Genomic DNA, 25,435 nt, shown 5'->3' with positions numbered 1-25,435 from the left:
CCTTTCGCTAGACCTACCGAAATGGCAGACAACACAGGTTACATGGGGGGGATACCCGCCATTTTCAAGGCATTGCCTTGAGTGCTGTCTCTTGTTTCAACGGCTTTGAGCCATTTTGGCGCGCACTGTTGATCCAGGCAAACGAGCCCATCAGCGCAATCACCGTCAGTAAAATATACTCCAACGACATGGCATAAACCCCCTGGATGGCGTAAATCACTACGCTGATCACGTCAATCACTACCCACAGCAGCCAGTTCTCGACGTATTTGCGCGTCATCAGCACCATGGCGGCGATCGACAGTACCAGCATGGTGGAATCCCACAGTGGGAAGGCGTCTGGCTGCAGTTCAGGCATCACTACTGAAAGGCCCATTCCCTGCATAATGCCGATGGCAATGCGCGTCAGCACGGCAAATACCGGATCGATAAACAGCGACATCAGGCCGATGGCCACCACGCAAACCACCAGCAGCGTGAGGGCCTTCTGCCGTGGCAACCAGCGAATTTTCAGCGCGGCTTCATTATTTTCATTCTGACGGCTCCAGGCATACCAGCCGTACAGGTTGGCGACGAAGAAAAACACCTGCAACAGCAGGCTGGCGTACAGTTGGATCTGGAAGAAGATAGCGGCAAACAGCGTGACGTTAATCAAACCAAACAGGTAGTTGACGATCTTCTCTTTGCTGGCAAACCAGATGCACAGCAGGCCAAACACTGTACCTATGGCTTCGATCCATGACAGCGCATAGCCACCTTCACCCAGGGGAATATTGACCATGACGTTATTGATGCTGAAAAAATCCATTATTGCGTCCTCTCAAGATGATCCTGATACAGCGTTTCGAGCGCGAGCACGATTTCGCGTTCCTCGCCACGTTGGCAGGAGTGCTCCTGCTGTTGATAGTCGTTGATGCTCTGTTCCAGGCAGCCCTGGTGTTCCACCACCACGTTCAGGATAGAAGCAATGCGCATATTACGCAGTGCACCAACGACCATCAGCGGGGCGGTTTCCATATCGGCGGCGAGGATGCCCTTGGCCGACCAAAAATCGGTGATCTCCTGTTCGCGGTCGGTGTAGAAACTGTCATGGCTACGAACATAGCCGCAGTGCGCGCTGTAGCCCAGTTTTTTTGCCTGCTGGCGTAGCAGATAAACCAGGCCGCAGTCGGCACTGGCCGGGTAGGCAGCAGGAATATAGGCGTTGCCGGTGCCTTCATCGCGCACCGCCGCGCTGGCTATCACCAGATCGCCCAGCTTCATTGCGGTTTGCATCGCACCACAGCTGCCAATGCGTACCAGGCAGTCTACGCCGATCTGATGTAGCTCTTCGGCCGCGATGGCGGTAGAAGGGCCACCCATGCCGGTGGATATCACCAGGACTTCCACGCCACGAAACCAACCGCGTAGCGCGCGGTATTCGCGATTTTGGCCAAAATCCTCCACCTGATCCAGAAAGCGGGCAACATGTTCGACGCGTTGCGGATCGCCCGGTAACAGCGCGTAATGGGCGTGTGTCATCTGCCGGCTAAGCCGGATGTGCGGTTGTAGTTGAGTCATAGGGCTATCCTGGTTGGCGCTGCGGCCAAAAATTAAAACCCGGCCTGCTGGTGTAACCGGACTGGGTCGATCACCGCAATCCGTTCACCGTTGACCGTAATAATTTGCTGCTCGCGCAGTTCAAACAGGATGCGGTTGATACTGCGTGGGGCCACGGCAAACTGTTCGCTGAGCTGTTGTTTATTAATGGTAATTTCTCCTTCACTTTTGGCTCCCTGGTGTTGGTAGCTTTGCCACAGCGCATGGCAGACGCGCTGGTGCAATGAATAGAGACTGTCTTCGCCAGCTTTTTTCGATAGCTGATAGTACTGGCTGCTGAACGACTGAATGATTTTCTGGTTGAAGTAATTGTCGACCGTCAGCCAGTGGCAAAAATCGGTGCGTGAAAGCGTCAGCAATGTCACTTCACTGGTTGCTTCTACCGAGCAGATATACGGCCGTTGCTCAAAAATCTCGAGCTCACCCAGCATATCTCCGGCGTGGTAGCGTGCCTGTAAATATTTACGCCCATCGTCGGCGTGAATAAAAACGTCCACGTTACCCTGCGCAATGAGATGAAATTCCTGGCAAATTTCATGCTGTTGGCAGATCAACGTGCCGGGTCTGACTTGCTGCAACTGCCAGCGGCGTAAAATAGCCAACGGGCAATATTTCAGCAGGTCGTAAAGTATGGCATCACCGGTAACCAACTCGACAACGCTCAACCATTCACTGTTTTTTTTGTCGTTCTGCATATCGCTAACTATAAAGTTCCCCGGCAGGTAAGGACAGGACGCCAGTCCGACGGCAACACCAAAAAGCGCGTAAAACTGGAAGCTGGCTCTGATATTAGAATATTGGTCGGGACATTTGTCCCAGCTTGTTTGTCGGTAGGGTAGTGATGTGATGGCACTCACATATTAAACGGAGAAATCGGGGGAGGGGAAAAGATGGGGAAAACCATTTCCCCATCTTTTGCTGCATAACTTATTGTTTCGGGAAGTTCACAACATCCGTCACCATATCATCGATGGCTTTCTTCACGTCGGCCAAGGTGATTGGGGCATTCTCATTGTTGACCGATTTACCTAAGCCTTTACGGACTACGGCCAATACCGTTTTACCGGTATCTTGATCGATCAGCTTGATTTCCATGAATAACGCGGTGTCTTGCGTTCTGTGCCCGCTGGCAGCCATGGTGGTAGCAATAACGGCGGCAACAGGAACAACTTCATAGAATTGCACACCTTCGTTTTCAGCGGTTACCGCAGTAATGGCGACTTTAGCGACCAGTACGCGTGAGCCCGATGGGCTAGGTAACAGCGTAGTACGCTGTGCAACGGCATTTCTTAGTGAGGTGCTGGCGTACTCTCTGATCTGATCCAGCGTTTGCTGGCTTACACGCGCATTCGGTTTTGCCTGTGGGTAGAACACCAACGGTGAAATATAGATGCCACGATAGTTCGACTCTTTAAAGCCTGGGGCGATCCAACGTAAAACCTGATGCCCGCTGGCGGTTTCAGTTTTTTGCAGCTTGCTATAGTCCTGCAGGAACCCAGAATACTGCGTAGTCTCTGCGACCTTAGAGGAACATCCCGCTAACAACATACCCGCAGCCAATACGACCGCAGCAACGCCAAAACGATTTTTTTTCATATACTTCTCATCATGAAGTAGGGTTGGTTTGTGCTTAAAAAATATAGCACTAACCTGCAAAATAAGACATGAGATAGCTCTTGCAGAAAAATGGTGTTGTTACAAATTGGTTTTTATTACGACAGGAATCGCTCATTAATATACCTTGCACTATGACGCGGTGAAGGGATTTGTAGTGCAACGCCAGCAATCCACTAGGCAAGCGGCTAACGGCGAACTACATACGCCACAAAAATACCTGTTGCCATTGGTTACAAATAATGTCCTGACAGAGGGAAAATCGCAGGTTTGTCAGTGGCTTCTATCAGGCGTTACATCTGGCGCATCATCCTTACCCAAGCATGACATTTCTATACACTCGCGCTGGTAATGTTATTCCAGCCCGATGATGTTGTGTTAGTCCTGTAGTGTATTACCATCCCTTTGATTTTATCCCGCCTTGTGCGGGATTTTTTTTGCGTGTTAGGCGTGCTCAATGCGCTAGTCCGTCTGGCAGCGGTTAGACCCGTGACGACTTGCCAGTTAAAGAGGGAGTGCTTGGTGTGATCCACTTTTTCTGCACAATTGAGGGTTATGATAAGCCGGTTATTAGCCCGTTTGGGTTAACACTGCATTTCGTCACGTTATGCCCGGTTCCTAGCCGGGCTTTTTTACGCCTAAGATCTGCTTAAGCTTGCTGCTTTACCATCACTACCGGCGCTGGGCTGTGGGCCTGCGCCGTAACTGTCAATGTGGTTTTCGACCTCCAGCCAGCAGCTCTTTACGGGCTTTTTTCATTGCGCTTCTGCTGGCATTGCAGGAAAATAACCCGCAAGTGAGAAGAGTCTTAACCTTATGCCCTTATAATTTCTAATAGTTTGTTATTTCGGTCGCGTTAACAATTTAGACTATGCTATTAACAATCGTTTTCGTTAAAAGATGAGTCCTGCGAACAGGTTTTACATTTTCAGAGACGAATTAAATAATAAGACACGATAGGGTTTTTGATTGATTTAATTGACCATTTTAATGTGGCGCGGAGTGATTCGTTTTTCTTTTTCGGGGAAAGAAAGCATGCTTATAGTTAGTGTGGTTATTATGGCTTCGCAGGTTATTTCATGAGCGCAGAAAGACAGCGTTTGCCAGCGACGGTTCTGCTGGTCAATGTATTTTTATTGGCCTACCTGCTTTCCTTGTTTGGCATTTTCACCCGCCCGTTAGGGTCACTCTCTCTGTTTTGGCCGGTGAATGCTATTTTGCTTGGCTTGATGCTGCGTAAGCCTGGCTATGCGACGATGTTGGGATGGATTGGCACCTATCTTGGCATGATCGCCGCCGATCTCAGCACCAGCGAAAACTGGCCACTGGCACTTTGGCTCAATGCCTGCAATATGGCGCTGATTGCCACCGGCTATGCCGTGATGTCGATGCTGCCCAAGTCTCAACGGCGTATGGGCAAGCCCCAGGCGATTTTGTATATGTTTACCGCCTGTCTGCTTGGGGCCGCGCTGTCGGCAACGCTGTCGGTGTTGCGCACTGACAGTCAATACAACAATACGCTGATCATTGCCTGGATGTCCTGGTTTAGCGAACAGTTCTCGACCAACCTGTTAATCCTGCCGGTCGTGCTGGCCGCGCCACGCTTAAAGCAATTACTGAGCCTGCAGTTTGGCTGGCAATGGCGTTCCAGCCTGCCTTTACTGGCGTTGTTGCTTTCGTTGGCGCTTAGCGTGTATATCGGTGGACCGGGCGCGATAGCCTTCCCCATCCCCGCACTGTTATGGTGCGCCGTGCGTTATCATTTATTTACCGTCACCTTACTGACGCTTCTGACCGGCGTGACGGAGATTGTCAGCATTTCTGCCAATCTGATGCTGTATGAAACACCGGGAGCGCGAGGGGCGGTCATGGACAGCCTGATGTCAGCCCGTTTGGGGATTGCCATGTTGGTGATGGGGCCGCTGATTTTGTCCAGCTCGATTGCCGTTAGCCGTAAACTGCTGCGCCGGCTGGAGCACAGTGCGAACCACGACTTCCTTACCGGGACATTGGCGCGTAGTGCTTTAACGCGCAAAGGCAGGGAAATGCTGGAACATAAGCAGCGCACGAAGGAGGCTGTGTCGCTGTTGTTAATCGATATCGATCACTTCAAACTGATCAATGATACCCATGGTCATGCCATCGGTGACCACGTTCTGGCGGCATTCGCTCATATTTTGCGGCGTGAACTACGCCACGACCAGTTATTTGGCCGACTGGGGGGCGAAGAGTTTGCCATTATGCTGCCGCGGGCACTGGGGACGCAGGCGGTGGCCTTGGGGGAACATTTGCGCCAGCGGATAGAAAGTGCCGAGCTGAACCCCAACGGCAAGGCACCATTGCGGATCACAATTAGTGTGGGCGTGGCGAGTTTGGCAATGAATGAGGATAAGTCACTGGAACAGCTGATGAATATGGCGGATATTGCGCTTTATCGCGCCAAGTCCCAGGGCCGCAACTGCGTCGAATCGTTTAACATGGTCAGCGGCAACAGCCTCAGCCATGTCATATTCAAATAGCGTCTCAGCCCTGCTTTGGCGCGAATTGCGTGCCGCAGTTGGGGCAAATCAAGGTGCTGAGTTTACGCAGTTTTGAACATTGCTGTTCGGTAACATAAGCACACTTTGGGCAGGCAATTTGAGTGGTGCGGTTATTGTAACCTTTAACGCTGGTGGATTCAGACATGTCGCGTACCTGTGTCAGGTGAAAACCCACGCTAACACAGGTGCCATTAAATTGCTTTGAATGTTTTCAGGGGCTATAGGGTCTTCAACGCCTGCACGGTTTCATCGATATCGATTTCGTGCTCAGAGAAGACGTGAGTCGCGTTCTGGAAGGTGGTGACTGACAGCATACGCAGCGTTTCCGTGGCGGTTTGTGGCGCTTCGGCTACTTGCGGACGGATACGGTTCATCAGCAAGCCAACGGACAACACGGTGTTCTCTTTATCGACCTCCACCTTGACCGGCACTTCTTTGGTGAAGGTGTCGAAGGACTTGATGCTGGAGATTTTGATTCTCTCGTTGGCGATGGTGATGTACTTGCTTGGTGCCTGTACCTTTACCGCATAGGCCGATGGCCCTTTGGTATTGTTGGTTGGCTCAAAGGTTACCAGCGCGTTTTTCTTAATCAGCTCTGGGTTTTGCACTTTAATCACGTGAAAATAACGATTTTCCCCGTTCTCGTCGGTGATAAAACCGAAGCCTTTGTCTTCAAAAAAAGTCGTTATCTTGCCGTTCATGGTCATTCTCATCAGATCGTTCGTAACAGCGCTAATGATAACGCGTAATGCCGTGCAGTGACAGGGGGGCGGTATTTCATCAGCAAGGCGAAAGCCTAAAAACTGCGGGGTGAGGGGCACTAATGAGCGTCGCAGGCGTTTAATTGGTTGCTCAACGGTTTTTTGGCGTATTGGGCTGCCTTGGACATCTCTGGTAACCGCAGACATCAATTTACAGGGTAAATAACCGACTTTTTCACTTTTTATCGATTTTATGTGATCTGTGTTGTGGACAAAATCCCGTCTAATTGCTGTACTGTATTGGACACACATTTTGTGTCTTACATTCACGTTAAAGGTAAGTTTGATGTCTAAGATTAAAGGTAGCGTTAAGTGGTTTAATGAATCTAAAGGTTTCGGTTTCATTACTCCAGAAGATGGTAGCAAGGACGTTTTCGTTCATTTCTCTGCCATCGCTAGCAATGGTTTCAAAACTCTTGCTGAAGGCCAGCGTGTAGAATTTGAAATCACGAACGGTGCCAAAGGGCCATCTGCTGCTAACGTTATCGCTATCTAAGCTACAGTAGCCAAAATTGTTAAAACCCGCTCCATGAGCGGGTTTTTTATGCTTTTTTTTCAGGCCGGGAGCGGTTAAGGGAACAGGTAAACCTTGATGAAGGCCAGGACGATCAGCACGCACGCCAGGGTGACAACCCATTCAGTAGTGGTTTTTGGCAGGTTAAACATTCAATTCCTCACTCAGCCCAGAATACTTAGCGAGGATTATCCCGATGGCAGATTAAGAAAACATTAAGCCCCGAGACTTTAATGGCCGTACAACGCTCTAACCAGCATAAAGGCCAACAGCGTCATCGCCAGCGAACCCGCCAGGTTGAGCAGCATATTGGCGATGGCCCAAACAATGCGCCCGTCCTGCAGCAGATAAACCACTTCGAGCGAGAAGGTAGAGAAGGTAGTCAGCCCGCCGCAAAAGCCGGTAGTGATTAGCAGCTTCCACATCGGGTCAATGTTCGTCATGCGAGTAAACAGTGCCAAGGTCAGGCCGATGATAAAAGCCCCCACCAGGTTCACCGTCAAGGTACCCAACGGAATATGTTGATGTAATGGGTTGAGCTTAAGGCTCACAGCCCAGCGCAACATGCTACCCAAACCACCGCCAATAAACACTGCCAGTAAAGAACTCCACATGGTGATAAACCCTATCCTAAAGATGGAAGATGCTCAGAAAGGTTCAGGCAAGCGCCTACGCACCTCTCTGAGAGGTTACGTAGACATCATCAGCCTGTGAAAGGCGGTTATGGAGGAATGTCATCTCCGTTTGTTGGCGCGAAGCAATCGCGCGGGGCAGATTTTACACCTTGTCGCTGTGGTTTTGTAGTAGCTTCCGCCAGCCAGGAATGACTCACTTAACTTCAATAACCGCACTTAATACCGCGACACCTAACGCCAGAGGAGTCGTGCAGGGTTGAGCGCATGGGCGCGCGATACGAGCCAACAGGGATGGGTTTACGGCGTGTCGGCGTTCTGTATGACTCCCATCTGTTACGCTATTTTTCGACGTCATTTATCCAACCAATTTATCAAATCATTAAGCTATCAACTTAATAAACTGGTGGGCTAGCATTGATGTTCGGCGAGTTCCTGCCGGTTGCGGCCATTATTTTTTGCCCGATACAGTGCGATATCGGCGGCCTTCAACCACTCCTGGTAGCCGGGCATCTCGGGCTGGTAATCGGCGACCCCGGCGCTGATATTCAGCTTTAACCCAGGGGCTTCACGGAAGACGACCTCGTTCAGGCGCTCCTGAATGCGGTGTAGCGCCAGGCTGGCCTGTTCGGCACTGGTATTTGGCAACACCGCGCCAAACTCATCTCCGCCGTAGCGCCCAACGATATCCATCGCCCGGAGCCCCAGCACCAACTCTTCCGCCAGAACGATCAGCGCCTCATCCCCCAGCCCATGGCCGAAGGTATCGTTGATGGCTTTGAAATGGTCAATATCCATCAGGATCAGCGTAGCCGTATGATTATAGCGCCGGCAGCTATCAAACTCATTGTGCAGCAGGTGTTCCCAATGGCGGCGGTTAAACACGCCGGTCAAGCCATCACGCGTGCTGATGCGCAATAGCTCCTGTTGCTTTTCTGCCAGCCGCTTGGCGGTTTGGTAGGTCACATAACCAAGGAAGACTGGGTAAATGAAGATCATCGGCAGACACAGATAAACCTGCTGAGGTGTGGATTGTGGTGTAAAGGGGAAGCCCAGTATCGCACTGGTAACCAGTGCCCCGATGATTTGCGCCATCAGCCCTTTGAAATACAGCGACGGTCCGCCGGAGGCGATATTGTTCATCCCCATCATCGACAGGATCACCACGGCGGGGAGCGCATTGAAACCCATGATGGCTACCCACATCCCACCTAGCAGTGCATCGATGAGCAGGTTGCGGATCTCGGTGGCGTAGGGGGCTTCGCTGCGGATAGACCACTGATAAGCGACATGTGGCCAGATAAAGCCATTTACTGCCAGTAAGATCCACACCCCAACCGACTGGTGCTCTGGATAGAGCGCTGTAAGTACGCACAAGAAACCAATCCCCAGGCCGACAATACGTGGCAGGTAGAGGCGCCTGGCGAAGTTGAGACCTGCACGCCGGGTGTTAATAGCCGATGGAGCTGTAGGCATCCCATGTTTCCCTGTGATGAATTATGCAGCCGGCCTGAAGCCGGAAAAAAACGAATAGCTAAGAATATGCCCTATAATCTAAGCATAGAACATCTCGGGTAGATCTCACCTTGTTACAACTGGTTGTTGTTATAGCCGAAAGAAAGTCGCTAAATACCTATAGACAAAGTTTGTTCCCGCGCTGCGTCCTGCAGCCATAAATGAATAAAGAAGGTGATTATGGAAGGTATCAGTATTACCAAGCTGCTGGTAATTGCGGTGTTGATCGTGTTGCTGTTCGGCACCAGCAAACTGCGTACTCTGGGCGCGGATCTGGGTGCGGCGCTGAAAGGCTTTAAAAAAGCGGTGGGCGACGACACTCCTCCTGTACAGAATACGGCTGAAACGCCTACCGCACAGCAGAGCGTCGAAAAGAAAGACGTTTAACCGCCTCTGCTGTTGAGCCATAAAAAAACGGATGCCGCAAGGACATCCGTTTTTTGGCGTTAATCGCGGGTGAAGCGTAACAAAAGATTACCGCGGTTACTTCACTTCCAGCCCTTTGGCCTGCAAGTCCGCATGATAGGACGAGCGTACAAACGGGCCGCAAGCAGCATGGGTAAAGCCCATTGCCATCGCTTCTTCTTTCATTTCGTCAAACTCCGCCGGGCTGACATAGCGCTGCACTGGCAGATGGTGACGGCTTGGTTGCAGATACTGCCCCAGCGTCAGCATGGTTACGCCATGACGGCGCAGATCGCGCATCACTTCCACGATTTCCGCGTTGGTTTCACCCAACCCCACCATCAGGCCGGATTTGGTCGGGATCGATGGGTGAGCTTCCTTAAAGCGCTCCAGCAACTTCAATGACCACTCGTAATTAGCCCCAGGACGTACCTGGCGATAAACACGCGGCACGTTTTCCAGGTTGTGGTTAAACACGTCTGGTGGCGTGGCGGTAAGGATTTCCAGCGCACGATCCATACGGCCACGGAAGTCTGGCACCAGGGTTTCGATCTTGATGCTCGGGCTCTTGGCACGGATGGCAGTAATGCAGTCGGCAAAGTGTTGAGCGCCACCGTCACGTAAATCGTCACGGTCAACCGAGGTGATCACCACATAGCGCAATGCCATGTCGGCAATGGTTTGCCCCAGCTTTTCCGGCTCGTTGGCATCGGGAGCCACCGGGCGGCCGTGGGCCACGTCGCAGAATGGGCAACGGCGGGTACAGATGGCCCCCAGGATCATGAAAGTGGCGGTACCGTGGTTAAAGCACTCAGACAGGTTTGGGCATGACGCCTCTTCGCAGACCGAATGCAGGCCATTTTTGCGCATCGCGGCCTTGATGCCTTGAATGCGTGTAGAGTCGGCAGGGAGCTTGATCTTCATCCACTCGGGTTTGCGTAACAGCTCTTGGCGTTCGGTGGCCACCGTTTTTACCGGGATTAACGCCATTTTGTCTGCATCGCGGTATTTGACGCCGCGTTCCATCTGAATCGGTTTACTCATAATCGTGCAGGTTCCAGTTACGAACCTCGATGTTTGCTTTAGTTGCTTAAGATCAAGCGATTACAAACTCGGGGTAAAGTGGTGGTAAAACTCGGGTAAAATTATATCACTTTTATTGTGATCCATTCAGCCCTCTTGTATCACGGTAGAGGTCAGTCATTGCCGTGGTCAAAAAACGTCCGAAAATACCGCGAAATAGGCGCCTCTGGTAGTACCCTGTCTGCAGTACGGAACATGACCGCACGGCGGTGATCGGTCACAGGTATGCGGATCGCGTATCGATGGGGTGGGGTAAGTGGCATTGAGAGATGGGCAGCAAGGAGTTCAGGTGATCTGGTTCGATCTTCTTTTTTACAGATAAATTAAACGAAATGTAAATAAGGAAGGTGCTCGGTATCCCGGAATATTTTAGTTTAACCACCATTTAAATAATGTATTTATAATGCGTACATTATCATTTAAAAGACGGATGGCGTTATAATGAAATATTCTCATATAGGTGTTTGCGGTGTTGTTCTTGCTGGGGTGTTTTTATCAGGGTGTGCGGTTAAAAATGATAAAACAGAGGTTGGTGCAATAGGGCTGTCTTACCATTCTAATGTAGAAAAACTTGCTGATGGTAATTATGTCGCTTCTGTAGAAGCCTCTTTGGGCCGTGGGCGTGTTAGTGGTGCGCAGGGGCTTGTCGCTAGAGATGCAATAGCCTACTGTAATGCAATGAACAAAAATATGAAGGTGATTAAAGAAGAAACTGATTCACACCTTCTGGTGAATGGTGTAGCGAAATTAATCTTCAGTTGTATTCAGTAGTTTTCTCGTTTATTGCCCGAAGCCAAGAGGGTTAGGGTATACCCAGGATAATGGGCATTCAATTATTAGCACCAGATTACTTCGAATAATCGAAGAGGATAAAATAAGTCAAAAAAGCCTCGGCATAGAGTCCGGGGCTTTTTATTATAGGTTAAATTAGAGATAGTCTTTGAGAGTCCAGTTACGCAGCTCGACCGTCTCGTAGCCAAGTAAATGAACAAATTCCTGTACCAGAATGGGATGCACATCGGCGATCCCGACACCTGGTGCCAGCGCGCTGACCTGTGTCATCTGCATTCCGGCATAACCGCAGGGGTTGATGCGTTGGAAAGGGGTGAGATCCATGGCGACATTCAGGGCCAGGCCATGAAATGAGCTACCTTTGCGGATCCGCAAACCTAATGAACAAATCTTTTGTTCGCCCACGTATACGCCGGGCGCATCCGCGCGCGCGCGCGATTCGATCTTGAAATGGGCGAGGGTATTAATAACGGTCTCTTCCAAGGCTGTGACGAGTTGGCGTACTCCCACTTTATTGCGTTTCAGATCCACCATCACGTACAGCACCTGCTGGCCGGGGCCATGATAGGTGACCTGGCCGCCGCGATCGCTCTGGATCACCGGGATATCGCCTGGCATCAGCAGATGCTCTGCCTTACCGGCCTGACCTTGGGTGAATACGGCTTGATGCTGCACCAGCCACAATTCATCTAGCGTGGACTCGTCACGGTGATTGGTGAAGCTGTGCATGGCTTGGGATACAGGCTCATAGGGCTGCAACCCTAGCTGACGGAGAATGATCTTATTGTGTTGCAAGCGGGGCATCGTCAGGTTACAGAAGTGGTAAAAACATTATACCGGGCGCTCTGGTCCGCGACCAGCATTTATCCCTGGCGAACCAGGGCAACCCGGACAGCGCTTGTGCTGGACCAGGTTGGCTGGCAGGGCGTTATGCTTTAATTACAGCACCATACGGACAATTTCAATATTGCCCAACTCTTCATATAACGTTTCCACCTGATCGATATGGGTGGCGGTGATGGTGATGGAAACGGAGTGGTAGTTGCCTTTGCTGCTCGGTTTGACCTGCGGGTTGTAATCCCCTGGAGCATGGCGTTGCACCACTTCAACCACCTGGTCTACCAGCTCGGGATGTGCCAGGCCCATTACCTTATAAGTAAAGGTACAAGGGAATTCGAGCAGTTCGTTCAGTTTAGTCTTTTGCATGTGGGTGCGCTCCAGCTGTGGCGGATCTCTAAATTATAACTCCCGCCGGGGCGGGAGTTAGTGTTAATTGTTATATGGGGCCGAACTCAGCCGATTCAAGGGTTAGCCGAACCAGTGATGGAACATCAGGCGGATATAATCCACGATGCGGCCAAAGAAGCCACCTTCTTTCACTTCGTTCAGCACCACCAGCGGGCGCTGATCGATGGTTTTGCCATCCAGCTGGAAATTGATGGTGCCAACCACCTGGTTTTTGGCCAGCGGAGCATGAATTTCCGGGGTGTTCAGCACGTAGCTGGCTTTCAAATCTTTCATCCGGCCGCGTGGGATGGTCAGGTAGGCATCTTTGTCTACGCCCAGCTCGACGCGATCGGCATCGCCGAACCAAACGGGTTCAGAAGCGAACTCTTTGCCTGCTTTCAGCGGTGCGACGGTTTCAAAGAAGCGGAAGCCCCAGGTCAGCAGTTTTTTGCTTTCGGTTTCGCGGCCTTTGTAGGTACGGCCACCCAGCACGGCGGAGATCAGACGCATCTGGCCTTCCGTCGCTGAAGCCACCAGGTTATAACCTGCCGAATTGGTATGGCCGGTTTTAATCCCATCGACGTTCAGGCTGGTATCCCACAGCAGACCGTTACGGTTCAACTGACGGATATTGTTGAAGGTGAACTCTTTTTCTTTATAGATAGCGTATTCGTCTGGCACATCGCGGATCAGCGCCTGGCCGATCAACGCCATATCACGCGCCGAGCTGAACTGGCCTTCCGCATCCAGGCCGTGTACGGTTTGGAAGTGGGTATTTTGTAGGCCGAGCTGTTTGACGTAGGTATTCATCAGGTTAACGAACGCGTCCTGGCTACCTGCGACGTAGTCCGCCATGGCGACACAGGCATCGTTACCGGATTGCAGGTTGATACCGCGAGTCAGCTTGGAAACCGGTACGCGGTCCCCCGGCTTGAGGAACATCAGTGAGGAACCTTTGAACACCGGGTTGCCGGTAGCCCAGGCGTCCTGACCCACGGTGACCATATCGTCCTGGCCAATCTTGCCGGATTTCAGCGCCTGGCCGATGACGTAGCTGGTCATCATTTTGGTCAGGCTGGCAGGGTCGCGGCGTGCGTCGGCGTTCGATTCTGCCAACACTTTACCGGAGTTGTAATCAATCAGGATGTAGGCCTCGGCATCAATCTGCGGCACACCTGGGATCATGGTTTTAATATTAACGTCGTCTGCGTGGGCAACTGACGCTGCGCTGAGCGCGATGGCAGTGCCAAGCGTGAGGCTTTTGATTAAGCGAAAAGAGGTTACCTGTTTCATGATCGGGACTACAACATCCGTAAAAGTTAAGTTAAAAAACGAGTCACACTATAGCAGACGGGGCCCCGGCAGGCATTAGCCATTCGGCCGACAGTAGGGGGTTTACACAGATTTACCTGAAAGAAAATGTTTCAGATAAGTCAACGACCTGCTGTCGGCGGCATCGGCCTGCCAAGTTTCACGACTAGGGTGCGGCAGTGATAAAGGACTGTTGCTGTGCCTCAGTGGCCAGGCGCTGTTGCAACTGTGCGGCCTGTTGACGATTGCTGAACGGGCCAAGCTGCACGCGGTAGACGGCGCCGTTGGCGTCGACCTTACCAGGAACGCCAAACTGCTGGCTCAGCTGTTGTTGCCAGCTTTGCGCACGTTCGGCATTACTCAGGGCACCTACCTGTACGACATAGCTACCGCTTGCACTGGCTGCCGTTGCGGTGGCTACCACCGGGGCGGCAGTGGGGGCGCTGATGACCGGTTGGGGTTCTGTCCCTTCCAATACGCCAGGGGCTAACGGTTGCGGTGCACCAAGGAAACCACCGCTACGGCCAGTGGAGGCGGCAGGGGTAGCGCTGTTGTCGCTGTAGTTCATGCTGCCGTTGTCAATCGCTTGAGCGGTAGGGGCGGCAACCGGTGCCGATTGCTGCATCGGTGTATCCATACCGCCGCCGGAACTGAGATCCGGGCGTGGAGGCAGGGCGTAGCTCTGTTTGGCGACGACGGTACCTACGGTACCAGGGCCGCTCAATGTGCCATCTGGAGCAACCTTGATAAAGTCGACCTTCACCTTGGTGTTGCTGGACAGGTTGAGGCGATCGGCGGCAGCTTTGGACAGATCGATAATCCGGCCTGAGGTATAAGGGCCGCGATCGTTCACGCGTACCACCAGTTGACGGCCATTGGCCAGGTTGGTGACGCGTACATAGCTCGGGATAGGCAAGGTGGGATGTGCAGCGGTCAGCGCATTGGGATCGAACTGCTCACCGATAGCGGTAGTGTTGCCGTTGGCTTCTTCGCCGTACCAGGCTGCCAGGCCGGTTTGCGAGAAGTTCTGCGGATCTTGCACGATGCGATAAGTGTCGCCATTAACCTTATAATCCTGCAGAGTGCCAGGGTTATAGGGTTCATAGTGAGGCTCCACGCCGCCGATTTCGGTCACCGGCCCGTTGTAGGCTTGTTGCACCGGAGCCTGTGTTTCTTCCGTCGTGGTACAGGCGGAAAGTAATACCGCAGCAGCAACCGCGCCGACCCAAAGCCATTCCTTACGCATTGCACACCTCTTATAGATTTTTAGACAACATTTTCCGATGCGTGTGGATCGACATCACGATGCCGAACCCAGCCATGAGTACGATCAGCGCCGACCCCCCGTAACTGACCAAAGGCAAAGGTACGCCAACTACCGGTAAAATGCCACTGACCATACCAATGTTAACAAACACATAGACGAACAGGATCAGCATCAGCCCACCGACCATGACGCGGCCAAAGGTGGTCTGTGCCCGGGCGGCGATCATCAGCCCGCGGATAATCACCAGCAGATATAGCAACAGCAGCACCAGTACGCCGATCAGGCCAAGTTCTTCCGCCAACACTGCGAAGATAAAGTCGGTGTGGCGTTCCGGCAGGAATTCGAGTTGAGACTGAGTGCCGTGCAGCCAACCTTTACCCGATAGGCCGCCAGAGCCGATGGCGATTTTCGACTGAATAATATGGTAGCCAGCCCCTAACGGATCGCTTTCCGGATCGAGCAGCATCATCACGCGGTCACGCTGATAGCCGTGCATCAGGAAGAACCACAACACCGGGATAAAGGCGGCCAGTGCTACGGCAGCCACGGCGATCAGCTTCCAGCTCATCCCCGACAGGAACAGCACAAACAGGCCTGAGGCGGCGATCAGGATCGAGGTGCCCAGATCGGGCTGTGCGGCAACCAGCAAGGTGGGCAGGAAGATCAGCACCAGCGCGATGCCGGTATTCTTCAGCGAAGGTGGGCACACGTCACGGTTCATAAAGCGAGCCACCATCAGCGGCACGGCGATCTTGGCGATTTCCGAAGGTTGGAAGCGCACAAAGCCCAGATCCAGCCAGCGCTGCGCCCCTTTACTGATTTGGCCAAAGGCATCCACCAGGATCAGCAATATCACGCAGAAAATATACAGGTAGGGTGCCCAGCTTTCATAAACCCGCGGCGGGATTTGCGCCATCACGCCCATCACGATCAGCCCCATCAGGATCTGGCCGATTTTGCGTTCCATCATGCCCATATCCTGGCCGCTGGCGCTCCACATCACCACGGCGCTGTAGATCAGCAGAGCCAGAATAAACAGCAGAAATGTCGGGTCGATATGGATTTTGGTCCAGATAGAGCCCTTTTGTTGGCTTTCAGTCATGTTCTACCTTAATCACCTTCTATACCTGGCGGCAGCGGTACTGCATCCGGTAATTGCGTATTGTTGTCGCCCAACAGGATGTGGTCGAGGATTTGGCGGGTAATGGTGCCTACCGCCGGGCCTGAACCGCCGTTTTCCAAAATGATGGCCACCGAAACCGTTGGGTTATCGTAGGGCGCAAAGGCTGTCATCAATTTATGGTCCCGCAGGTGTTCAGCGAGTTTGTGGGCGTTATAGGTTTCATAGCCGAATACCTGCGCGGTACCCGATTTTGCCGCGGCTTTATACGGTGTCTTGTCAAAGAACTTGCGCGCCGTGCCGTTAGGCCGGTTGGCAACGCCGTACATGCCGTCTTTGGCTATTTCCCAGAAGCCTGAATGGATATCGCCGATCTGCTTGCTCTCTTTTTGCTTGAACGGCACCAATACGCCGTTGATCTTGGTACTTTGCAGCAGATGCGGATCTTTGACGTTGCCGTCGTTAATCAGGGTGTTCAGCGCCTTGGACATCTGGATCGGCGTAGCGGTCCAGTAGCCCTGGCCGATGCCCACCGGAATGGTGTCGCCCTGATACCACGGTTTTTTGTAACGTTTGAATTTCCAGTCGCGCGTTGGCATCAGGCCGGAACGCTCTTCGGAAAGATCGATACCGGTATATTCGCCGTAGCCGAATTTGGTCAGCCAGGTGGACAGGCGATCGATCCCCATGTCGTACGCTACCTGATAGAAATAGGTATCTGCAGACTCCTCCAGCGCTTTGGTGACGTTGAGGCGGCCATGCCCCCATTTTTTCCAGTCGCGGAAGCGTTTCTCTGACCCTGGCAATTGCCACCAGCCCGGATCGAACACGACGGTATTTTTGGTGATCACCCCGGCACTGAGAGCGGAAACGGCAATATAGGGTTTAACTGTGGAGGCCGGAGGGTACACCCCTTGGGTGGCACGGTTGATCAGCGGGCGGTTCGGATCGTTGAGCAGCCCCTGATAATCCTTGTTGGAGATGCCATCAACAAACAGGTTGGGATCGTAGCTAGGGTTGGAAACCATCGCCAAAATTCCCCCGGTGCGCGGATCGCTGACCACCACGGCGGCACGGCTGCCCACCAGCAACTGCTCGATATAGCGTTGCAAGTTGAGATCCAGCGTCAGATAAACGTCTTTACCGGCGGAAGGGGGTTGCTCATGCAATTGGCGGATCACCCGGCCACGGTTGTTGACTTCAACCTCTTCATAGCCGGTTTTGCCATGCAGGACATCTTCATAATAGCGTTCGATACCCAGCTTGCCGATATCATGGGTGGCAGCATAGTTACGTAGCTGGCCGTCTTTGTCCAGGCGCTCGAGGTCGCGGTCGTTTATTTTCGACACGTAACCGATCACGTGAGTGAGGGCAGACCCATAAGGATAATAGCGGCGTTGATAGCCTTTGACTTCCGCGCCGGGGAAGCGGAACTGATTGACCGCAAAACGGGCCACCTGCACTTCGGTCAGTGGGGTTTTCACCGGGATCGAGACGAAACGGCGCGAGCGCTTGCGCTCTTTTTCAAAGTTGGCGATATCGTCGTCGGTGAGATCGACCACCGGGCGCAAGGCCTCGAGCGTGGCTTTTAGATCGTCCACCTTCTCCGGCATCAGTTCCAATTGGTAAATGGTACGGTTAAGCGCCAGCGGCGTACCGTTGCGATCGTAAATTATGCCGCGGCTGGGGGCGATAGGCAGCAGCTTGATGCGGTTTTCATTAGAGCGGGTGCGGTAATCTTCAAAACGCACGATTTGCAGATTATACAGATTGGCAATCAGGATGCCTGTCAGCACCAGAATGATAAAAAACGCCACCACGGCGCGGCGTACAAACAGGGCGGACTCGGCCGTATAGTCGCGAAAAGGGTTACGTTCTATTTTCATCCCGCTGCTTTTTTTCACTCTGTTACTGTCACCACCGGCTACTCCCGGTGGTAAGGATGATTTGTAGTAATACTCCAGGCGCGGTAGAGGCTCTCTGCCACCAAAACACGCACTAAAGGATGCGGTAACGTTAACGGGGAAAGCGACCAGCTTTGCTCAGCGGCGGCTTTACAGGCCGGAGCCAGCCCCTCAGGGCCGCCAATCAACAGGCTGACGTTGCGGCCATCCTGTTTCCAGCGCTCGAGCTGTTGTGCCAACTGGGGCGTTTCCCACGGGGTGCCAGGGATATCCAACGTAACGATGCGGTTACCTTTGCCCACCGCTGCCAGCATCTGCTCGCCTTCCTTTTCCAGAATACGTTTGATATCCGCATTCTTGCCGCGTTTGCCCGCCGGGATCTCGGTCAGTTCAAACGGCATATCTTTCGGAAAGCGATGCAGGTAATCCATAAAGCCGGTCTGCACCCAGTCGGGCATTTTGGTGCCGACTGCAACCAATTGCAGTTTCACCGCTTAACCCCAGAGCTTTTCCAGTTCGTACAATTGGCGACTTTCTTCTTGCATCACGTGCACAATCACTTCGCCCAGATCGACCACTACCCAGTCGGAAACGGCCTGGCCTTTCATACCATACAGTTCCATACCGGCGTCACGGGCTTCTTGCACGACGTGTTCGGCAATCGACATCACATGACGGCTTGAGGTGCCGGTACAGATGATCATGCAGTCGGTGATGCTGGATTTGCCCTGAACATCCAGAGCGACAATGTCTTGGCCTTTCATGTCATCAATTTTATCGATAACGAAATCTTGGAGCGCTTTACCTTGCAAAGGTTCCCCCTCGGGTTGTTCTGTTCATCAGGAAGCTGAGGGCAACTGCCCAAAGTCACTGGCCTGAATCGTGATGGTTTCGGCAGGATGCCGCTGAAAGCCTGCTGGTTTTGCCCAGCTAGCCAAGATCCTTGGGGTTTTCAGCGGATACCTGAAAAATAGCGGCGCAGTATAGCATGCGGCCTATCGATATAAACCCTGTAACTCGATATAACGCTGCACCGGGCGCGGCAGCAAATCGTCACAGCTGATGCCTTGGTGACGGCGCTGGCGTATCTCGGTGGCGGATATCTCCAGTAAAGGGGTATCAGCCAGGTAGATAAACCCGTGCGGCTGGCGGCTGAGCAGGGTGGCATCGGCGATCTGGTGCTGTTCCAACCAGCGTTGCAGCTCTGGCGTATCCATTTGCTGGTTGTAACCCGGGCGCGCCAGCACCAACAGGTGGCAGAAGTGCAACAGGTCTTGCCAGCGATGCCATTTGTGTAGGCTCAGCAGCGAATCCTGGCCAATAATAAACGCCAGAGGCGCTGCGGCGCCACGTTCTTTACGAATCGTTTCGAAAGTCTCGATGGTGTAGGACGCGGTGGTGCGGTGCAATTCACGATCGTCCACGGTAAACAACGGGTTACCGGCAATCGCCAGCTCTACCATGGTTAGCCGCTGCTGCGCGTTAGCTTCCGGCTGTGGCCGATGGGGAGGCACATGGTTGGGCAACAACGTGACCTTATCAAGGCCGACTTCTTCAGCCAAGGCTGCCACCGGGCGCAGATGGCCGTAGTGGATTGGGTCAAAGGTGCCACCGAAAAAGGCGTGCAGGGTATGTGGATGTTGCGGGCTAGTAGGCATCGGTGACACTCGTGGCCAGAGGTTTGCCGCAAAGCAGCATCGACAGGGTTTCCAGCTCTGGCCAAACCGACTGGCCGTAGTCTTTCTTGAGGGTGAGCTCAATTTGCGCCAACAGATGCACTGCCTGCCGCAATTGTTGACCTGACAGACGTTGCAGAGCCTGAGTGATCAGGCTGCGGCGGTTTTGCCAGACCTTGAGCTGATCGAATAGCGTACGTAGCGGGGTGTGCGCCATGCGGCGTTGCAGGTTCAGCAACATCAGCAGTTCCCGTTGCAGGGTACGCAGCAAGATCACCGGCTCGACATCCTCTTGCTGGAGTTGCCGCAGGATATGCCAGGCACGTTTGCTCTTGCCTGCCAGCAGGGCATCCAGCCAGTGGAACGGGCTGAAGTGGGCAGCATCGTTTACCGCCTGCTCTACGCGGGGCAGCGTCAGTTTACCATCGGGGTGCAGCAGCGATAGCCGTTCCAACGCCTGCGAAAGTGCCAGCAGGTTGCCTTCATAGCAGTAACACAGTAGTTGATTGGCTGCGTCATCGAGATCCAGCTGCATGGATTTGGCTCGCTGGGCGACCCAGCGCGGCAGCTGTGCCTGTTCCGGCGTTTGGCAACTGACCATGACGCCATTGGCGCTGAGTGCCTTGAACCAGGCACTGTTCTCCTGGGCTTTGGTCAGGCGCGGGCCGCGCAGTACCAACAGGATATCGTCATGCAGCAAAGTAGCCAGCTTGACCAGTTGCTCACCGATCGGGGCCGTTGGGCCGTTCTCGGGGAAAATCAGCAACAGGGTTTGCCGGCTGGCAAACAGGCTCATAGCCTGACAGATGCTGAAGATGGCATCCCAGTCGGTATGGACATCCAGGGAAATGCTGTAATGCTCGGTGAACTGTTGCTGTTGGGCGGCCTGACGGATCAGATCCTGGCTTTCCTGCAGCAACAAGGGTTCGTTTCCGCTCAATAAATAACAAGCGCGCAGCCCCTCTCGGAGCTGCGCGGCAAGTTGTTCAGGATAAAGACGGATCATTGTGCTGCGGTACTGGCCGCTTTTTCACCGGCGATGGCGGCTTTTTCTTGCGTTTCCAGCACCGCCGCGTGCACCGCCAGCATTTTACGCAGAATTTGCTGGGCAGCTTGCTCACGCATTTCCTGCATAATGATGTCCTGCTCGGAGTCTTTGGCCAACGCAGTCAACGGGTTATCAAAGAATGAACGGAAGACTTTGACGTTGATCGGGTAAATGTCATGGCCCGGGATCAGCACCTGAGCCTGCACCGTCATCACCAATTGATACTCCGCGGTTTTACCATCCTGGAAGATCGAAACCGTATCCTGGCTTTGCGTCGAATTGACGATGCGCAGTGACGGGACTTCCTTGTGGGCCGGATCGTATTTGACCACGGTAGCCCCGCTTAGACGCAATTGCTCGCGCACGGCACGGGTCAGTGGGCCAAAGGGATCGTAGCTGTCCAGGATCAGCGTATGCAATTCTGTGGGCACCTGCGCGGTGCCACGCAGATGAAAACCGCAGCCGGCGGTGACAAGCACCGCCAACCCCAGCAACAACGTCAGAATACGAAGTCGCACAAAGCCTCCTTGTGTTAACCCACAACCAGGTTAAGCAATTTGCCTGGAACATAGATCACTTTACGTACCGTGACCCCTTCCAGATATTTGGCCACCAGATGCTCTTGGGCGGCGCGCTCACGCACTTGTTCTTCGGTGGCATCGGCTGGCACGGTGACTTTTGCCCGCACTTTGCCGTTAACCTGTACCACCACCAGTTTGGAATCTTCCACCATGGCGGCAACGTCAGCTACCGGCCATGGCGCAGTGTCTACGTCGCCTTCGGCGTTCAACGCCTGCCACAGGGTGAAACAGACGTGTGGCGTGAACGGATACAGCATACGTACCACGGCCAGCAAGGCCTCTTGCAGCAGCGCGCGATCCTGTTCACTTTCCTGCGGCGCACGGCCCAGCTTGTTCATCAGCTCCATCACGGCGGCGATGGCGGTGTTGAAGGTCTGGCGGCGGCCGATATCGTCGGTCACTTTGGCGATGGTTTTATGCACGTCGCGGCGCAGGGCTTTCTGATCTTCATTGAGCTCGCTGACGTTCAGTGGCTGAACCGCCCCTTGCTCAACGTGGTCGTAGGCCAGTTTCCAGACGCGCTTGAGGAAGCGGTTTGCCCCTTCAACGCCAGATTCTTGCCATTCCAGCGTCATTTCTGCCGGAGAAGCAAACATCATAAACAGACGCACGGTATCCGCGCCGTATTTCTCTACCATCACCTGAGGGTCGATGCCGTTGTTCTTCGACTTCGACATTTTGCTCATGCCAGCATAGACCAGTTCACGGCCTTCAGGATCGGTTGCTTTGACAATACGACCTTTCTCGTCACGTTCGACGGTGGCATCAACCGGGGATACCCAGACGCGTTCGCCGCTGGTGCCGGTGTAGTAGAAGGCATCGGCCAACACCATGCCCTGGCACAGCAGGCGTTTGGCAGGCTCGTCTGAATCGACCAGGCCAGCGTCGCGCATCAGCTTGTGGAAGAAGCGGAAATACATCAGGTGCATGATGGCGTGTTCGATCCCGCCAACATATTGATCGACCGGCAGCCAGTAGTTGGCTGCAGCCGGATCCAGCATGCCTTTATCGTACTGCGGGCAGGTGTAGCGAGCGTAGTACCAGGAAGACTCCATAAAGGTGTCGAAGGTGTCGGTTTCACGCAGCGCCGGCTGGCCGTTAACGGTGGTTTTTGCCCACTCGGGATCGGCTTTGATTGGGCTGGTAATGCCGTCCATCACCACATCTTCCGGCAGGATCACCGGCAGTTGGTCTTCTGGCGTTGGCATTACGGTGCCGTCTTCCAGGGTGACCATTGGGATTGGAGCACCCCAGTAGCGCTGACGGGAAACGCCCCAGTCGCGCAGACGGTAGTTCACCTTGCGCTGGCCGACGCCTTTGGCCACCAGCTTGTCGGCGATGGCGTTAAAGCCTGCCAGGTGATCCAGGCCGTCGAATTCGCCGGAGTTGAACAGGGTGCCTTTTTCGGTCATCGCTTCGGCGCTGACGTCTGGCTTGCTGCCGTCCAGGTTCAAAATGACCGGTTTGATCTGCAGATCGTATTTGGTGGCGAATTCCCAGTCACGCTGATCGTGGCCAGGGACGGCCATTACCGCGCCGGTGCCGTATTCCATCAGAACGAAGTTGGCGACCCAGATTGGCAGCTTCTCTCCGCTCAACGGATGAATGGCAAACAGACCGGTGGCCATGCCTTTCTTCTCCATGGTGGCCATTTCGGCTTCGGCAACCTTGGTGTTGCGGCATTCGTCGATGAAGTCTGTCAGCGCCGGGTTATTGACCGCACCCTGCTGTGCCAGCGGGTGACCTGCGGCAACGGCGACATAGGTAGCACCCATAAAGGTGTCTGGGCGAGTGGTGTAAACGGTGACTTTCTCAGCGCTGTCGGCAACGTCGAAGGTGATTTCTACCCCTTCGGAACGGCCAATCCAGTTGCGCTGCATGGTTTTCACCTGCTCTGGCCAGCTTTCCAGCGTGTCCAGATCGTTGAGCAGTTGATCGGCGTAATCGGTGATTTTAATAAACCACTGTGGGATCTCTTTACGCTCAACCTTGGTATCACAGCGCCAGCAGCAGCCGTCGATAACCTGTTCGTTGGCCAGCACGGTCAGATCGTGTGGGCACCAGTTCACCGCCGAGGTCTTCTTGTAGACCATGCCTTTTTCGTACAGCTTGGTGAAGAACCACTGTTCCCAACGGTAGTAGTCAGGATCGCAGGTGGCGATCTCGCGGTCCCAGTCATAGCCGAAGCCCAGCAGTTTCAGCTGGTTCTTCATATATTCGATGTTGTCGTAGGTCCAAGGGGCCGGTGCGGTTTTGTTTTTTACCGCCGCGCCTTCGGCTGGCAGGCCAAACGCATCCCAGCCAATTGGCTGCAGCACGTTTTTGCCCAGCATACGCTGGTAGCGGGAGATCACGTCGCCAATGGTGTAGTTCCGAACATGACCCATGTGCAGACGACCAGAAGGGTATGGCAGCATGGATAGGCAGTAATACTTTTCCTTGCTGGCGTCTTCGGTAACCTTGAAAGTTTGCTTCTCTTGCCAGTGAAGCTGTACGTTCGATTCTATCTCTTCGGGGCGGTATTGCTCTTGCATGGCGGCCGATGGTCCTGTAGGTGTGTAACAGCTACATCCGTAGCATTCTGTGAGTATCTTTAGATCTGCATAGCATAGCTGATAAGACCTGCCAGCAACAACACCAAGCGGCCCGACTCGACGTATTAAAAAAATATCTGTGCCATGATGTGACTCACAATCTGCCAAAACCTCACCTAGCCAAGCCACATCAGTGATTTACGACTAAAATAATAACGAGTAGTTTTAGGGGAGAAGTCCTGTCGCAGTAGTTCATCGAGGAGAAGCTATGAACAAGGTTGCTCAGTATTACCGCGAGTTGGTGACGTCGCTGACGGAACGTTTAAAGAACGGCGAGCGTGACATTGACCAATTGGTTGCCAGCGCTGAGAAACGTTTGAACGAGGTGGAGGAACTCAGCCGTACGGAAGTGGAGCAGTTGACCCGGGCGGTGCGCCGCGATCTGGAAGAGTTCGCCCGCAGTTATGAGGAGAGCCGGGAGGAATTCACCGACAGCGTGTTTATGCGCGTAATTAAGGAAAGCCTGTGGCAGGAACTGGCGGATATCACCGATAAAACCCAGTTGGAGTGGCGTGAGGTGTTTAAGGATGTCAGCCATCACGGCGTCTACCACAGCGGCGAGGTGGTCGGGCTGGGCAATCTGGTGTGTGAGAAATGCCATCACCATCTGGCTTTCTATACCCCGGAAGTGCTGCCTTTGTGCCCGAAGTGCGGCCACGATCAGTTCCAACGCCGGCCGTTTGAGCCTTAATGCGATTTCCCCTCATATTGCATGAGGGGAATTTACCGCTTATTGAGAAAGCATCACTGGCAGGGGGTTTCTTTGGTATCGTTTTGTACCAAAGCCACTGCATCTTCTGTCAGAGCGATATTAGTGTTGTCAGCCAGACACAATATCGCATAGGAGAGTTCAGTATCCCCTTTTGCAAAGTCCATAACGGCAGTAGCGCTAGCTTTTTCACCTTTCAACTTTACCAGATAGTGTTCGCAATCATCCTGGCAGTTACTCATCGCTGCAAACTGACTCATGCTGAGTTCTTCTATGGCCACTTCACCTAGATGTTCTTTGACGATACTGTTTTGGTTAAAAGCTAGTGTGGCATCCTGCTTAAGCTCATACCGGACCCAAAAAAACAGTGCAGCGGCCACAATAACGACGGCTAGCAAGCCGGTCAGTAACTTGCGAAAATATCCTTTCATTCGTCTCTCCCTGTATCATTGTGGCGGCATTGTCTTGTTTTATCGGATAAAAGTAAACCAGTCCGGGGTTATGGTTCTATGTCGAGATAAGGCCCTGGCGGTTGATATGGGT

The 25,435-nt window shown here is 53.3% G+C and carries 27 protein-coding genes and 1 riboswitch; of the genes, 5 read left to right on the top strand and 22 right to left on the bottom strand.

The features are described 5' to 3' along the window. Positions 1-64: 64 nt before the first annotated feature. The 4 genes from pnuC to IMQ33_RS22325 form a co-directional block, all read right to left on the bottom strand. Positions 65-808: a nicotinamide riboside transporter PnuC gene (pnuC, locus tag IMQ33_RS22340; protein ID WP_065686390.1), complete on the bottom strand. Its 744-nt coding sequence runs from the start codon at positions 806-808 to the stop codon at positions 65-67. Continuing rightward, on the bottom strand, positions 808-1,560 hold the full coding sequence (locus IMQ33_RS22335; protein ID WP_161738688.1) for a nucleoside phosphorylase: 753 nt from the start codon (positions 1,558-1,560) through the stop codon (positions 808-810). Before IMQ33_RS22335 ends, pnuC begins: the two co-directional genes overlap by 1 nt. Before the next feature lie 32 nt (positions 1,561-1,592). Next, complete coding sequence (locus IMQ33_RS22330) at positions 1,593-2,294, bottom strand: Crp/Fnr family transcriptional regulator (RefSeq protein WP_065686392.1); 702 nt, start codon at positions 2,292-2,294, stop codon at positions 1,593-1,595. A 232-nt stretch (positions 2,295-2,526) separates the two neighbouring features. Then, complete coding sequence (locus IMQ33_RS22325; protein ID WP_196062729.1) at positions 2,527-3,195, bottom strand: DUF3313 domain-containing protein; 669 nt, start codon at positions 3,193-3,195, stop codon at positions 2,527-2,529. A gap of 1,097 nt (positions 3,196-4,292) precedes the next feature. Between IMQ33_RS22325 and IMQ33_RS22320 the strand changes: the two genes are divergently transcribed. Further along, positions 4,293-5,732, top strand: a complete 1,440-nt coding sequence (locus IMQ33_RS22320) for a diguanylate cyclase (protein WP_161712320.1) — start codon at positions 4,293-4,295, stop codon at positions 5,730-5,732. Positions 5,733-5,736: 4 nt separating this feature from the next. Here IMQ33_RS22320 and IMQ33_RS22315 read toward each other — a convergent pair whose 3' ends face one another. Together IMQ33_RS22315 and IMQ33_RS22310 are read right to left on the bottom strand one after the other, a co-directional pair. Then, a complete protein-coding gene (locus tag IMQ33_RS22315) occupies positions 5,737-5,898 on the bottom strand; it encodes a YnfU family zinc-binding protein (protein WP_021180016.1) in 162 nt (53 codons plus the stop codon). Between the two features lie 73 nt (positions 5,899-5,971). Beyond that, positions 5,972-6,454, bottom strand: coding sequence for a cold-shock protein (locus IMQ33_RS22310; protein ID WP_024484952.1), 483 nt, complete (start codon positions 6,452-6,454; stop codon positions 5,972-5,974). A gap of 346 nt (positions 6,455-6,800) precedes the next feature. Between IMQ33_RS22310 and cspE the strand changes: the two genes are divergently transcribed. After that, positions 6,801-7,010 (top strand): transcription antiterminator/RNA stability regulator CspE, encoded by a 210-nt coding sequence (gene cspE / locus IMQ33_RS22305; RefSeq protein WP_002210315.1) that lies wholly within the window; start codon positions 6,801-6,803, stop codon positions 7,008-7,010. Between the two features lie 248 nt (positions 7,011-7,258). On the opposite strand, the gene crcB is transcribed toward cspE, so the two are convergent. Both crcB and adrA read right to left on the bottom strand, forming a co-directional pair. After that, positions 7,259-7,642 (bottom strand): fluoride efflux transporter CrcB, encoded by a 384-nt coding sequence (crcB, locus tag IMQ33_RS22300; protein ID WP_065686395.1) that lies wholly within the window; start codon positions 7,640-7,642, stop codon positions 7,259-7,261. Positions 7,643-7,715: 73 nt separating this feature from the next. After that, a riboswitch (Fluoride riboswitch) is annotated at positions 7,716-7,779 on the bottom strand. 292 nt (positions 7,780-8,071) lie between these two features. Then, complete coding sequence (gene adrA / locus IMQ33_RS22295; RefSeq protein WP_065686396.1) at positions 8,072-9,136, bottom strand: diguanylate cyclase AdrA; 1,065 nt, start codon at positions 9,134-9,136, stop codon at positions 8,072-8,074. A 219-nt stretch (positions 9,137-9,355) separates the two neighbouring features. On the opposite strand from adrA, the gene tatA reads away from it, so the two are divergent. After that, on the top strand, positions 9,356-9,562 hold the full coding sequence (tatA, locus tag IMQ33_RS22290) for a Sec-independent protein translocase subunit TatA (RefSeq protein ID WP_173409654.1): 207 nt from the start codon (positions 9,356-9,358) through the stop codon (positions 9,560-9,562). Positions 9,563-9,658: 96 nt separating this feature from the next. Here tatA and lipA read toward each other — a convergent pair whose 3' ends face one another. Then, entirely contained in the window at positions 9,659-10,624 is a 966-nt protein-coding gene (lipA, locus tag IMQ33_RS22285) for a lipoyl synthase (protein ID WP_065686397.1), read from the bottom strand. A gap of 480 nt (positions 10,625-11,104) precedes the next feature. On the opposite strand from lipA, the gene IMQ33_RS22280 reads away from it, so the two are divergent. Further along, positions 11,105-11,434, top strand: a complete 330-nt coding sequence (locus IMQ33_RS22280; protein ID WP_196062728.1) for a hypothetical protein — start codon at positions 11,105-11,107, stop codon at positions 11,432-11,434. 156 nt (positions 11,435-11,590) lie between these two features. Here the strand turns inward: IMQ33_RS22280 and lipB are convergent, their stop codons facing one another. The 12 genes from lipB to leuS form a co-directional block, all read right to left on the bottom strand. Then, complete coding sequence (lipB, locus tag IMQ33_RS22275) at positions 11,591-12,259, bottom strand: lipoyl(octanoyl) transferase LipB (RefSeq protein ID WP_024530806.1); 669 nt, start codon at positions 12,257-12,259, stop codon at positions 11,591-11,593. A gap of 135 nt (positions 12,260-12,394) precedes the next feature. After that, entirely contained in the window at positions 12,395-12,661 is a 267-nt protein-coding gene (ybeD, locus tag IMQ33_RS22270) for a DUF493 family protein YbeD (RefSeq protein WP_021180010.1), read from the bottom strand. Positions 12,662-12,763: 102 nt separating this feature from the next. Then, positions 12,764-13,975: a D-alanyl-D-alanine carboxypeptidase DacA gene (gene dacA / locus IMQ33_RS22265; protein WP_065686399.1), complete on the bottom strand. Its 1,212-nt coding sequence runs from the start codon at positions 13,973-13,975 to the stop codon at positions 12,764-12,766. Between the two features lie 184 nt (positions 13,976-14,159). After that, positions 14,160-15,239, bottom strand: a complete 1,080-nt coding sequence (rlpA, locus tag IMQ33_RS22260) for an endolytic peptidoglycan transglycosylase RlpA (RefSeq protein ID WP_186528555.1) — start codon at positions 15,237-15,239, stop codon at positions 14,160-14,162. A gap of 10 nt (positions 15,240-15,249) precedes the next feature. Beyond that, complete coding sequence (mrdB, locus tag IMQ33_RS22255) at positions 15,250-16,362, bottom strand: peptidoglycan glycosyltransferase MrdB (protein ID WP_065686401.1); 1,113 nt, start codon at positions 16,360-16,362, stop codon at positions 15,250-15,252. 8 nt (positions 16,363-16,370) lie between these two features. Continuing rightward, entirely contained in the window at positions 16,371-18,266 is a 1,896-nt protein-coding gene (gene mrdA / locus IMQ33_RS22250; protein WP_065686402.1) for a peptidoglycan DD-transpeptidase MrdA, read from the bottom strand. Between the two features lie 38 nt (positions 18,267-18,304). Next, positions 18,305-18,775, bottom strand: coding sequence for a 23S rRNA (pseudouridine(1915)-N(3))-methyltransferase RlmH (gene rlmH / locus IMQ33_RS22245; RefSeq protein ID WP_004949595.1), 471 nt, complete (start codon positions 18,773-18,775; stop codon positions 18,305-18,307). Between the two features lie 3 nt (positions 18,776-18,778). Then, positions 18,779-19,096, bottom strand: coding sequence for a ribosome silencing factor (gene rsfS / locus IMQ33_RS22240; RefSeq protein ID WP_021180005.1), 318 nt, complete (start codon positions 19,094-19,096; stop codon positions 18,779-18,781). 183 nt (positions 19,097-19,279) lie between these two features. Next, complete coding sequence (nadD, locus tag IMQ33_RS22235) at positions 19,280-19,942, bottom strand: nicotinate-nucleotide adenylyltransferase (RefSeq protein ID WP_024531305.1); 663 nt, start codon at positions 19,940-19,942, stop codon at positions 19,280-19,282. Then, a complete protein-coding gene (gene holA, locus IMQ33_RS22230; RefSeq protein WP_196062727.1) occupies positions 19,932-20,966 on the bottom strand; it encodes a DNA polymerase III subunit delta in 1,035 nt (344 codons plus the stop codon). Before holA ends, nadD begins: the two co-directional genes overlap by 11 nt. Further along, positions 20,963-21,526 carry an LPS assembly lipoprotein LptE gene (lptE, locus tag IMQ33_RS22225; protein WP_024531307.1) on the bottom strand — a complete coding sequence of 188 codons (564 nt, stop codon included), beginning with the start codon at positions 21,524-21,526 and terminating at the stop codon, positions 20,963-20,965. Before lptE ends, holA begins: the two co-directional genes overlap by 4 nt. A gap of 14 nt (positions 21,527-21,540) precedes the next feature. Then, positions 21,541-24,123 (bottom strand): leucine--tRNA ligase, encoded by a 2,583-nt coding sequence (leuS, locus tag IMQ33_RS22220; protein WP_024531308.1) that lies wholly within the window; start codon positions 24,121-24,123, stop codon positions 21,541-21,543. A gap of 268 nt (positions 24,124-24,391) precedes the next feature. Between leuS and IMQ33_RS22215 the strand changes: the two genes are divergently transcribed. Further along, complete coding sequence (locus tag IMQ33_RS22215; RefSeq protein ID WP_024531309.1) at positions 24,392-24,874, top strand: zinc ribbon-containing protein; 483 nt, start codon at positions 24,392-24,394, stop codon at positions 24,872-24,874. Between the two features lie 53 nt (positions 24,875-24,927). On the opposite strand, the gene IMQ33_RS22210 is transcribed toward IMQ33_RS22215, so the two are convergent. After that, positions 24,928-25,323 (bottom strand): hypothetical protein, encoded by a 396-nt coding sequence (locus IMQ33_RS22210; protein ID WP_196062726.1) that lies wholly within the window; start codon positions 25,321-25,323, stop codon positions 24,928-24,930. Positions 25,324-25,435 lie beyond the last annotated feature (112 nt).

It is taken from the genome of Serratia sp. Res13-Sevr-LER1-36-b (assembly GCF_015673035.1).
Classification (GTDB): domain Bacteria; phylum Pseudomonadota; class Gammaproteobacteria; order Enterobacterales; family Enterobacteriaceae; genus Chania; species Chania fonticola_C.
This window is presented reverse-complemented; position numbering and strand designations above follow the sequence as displayed.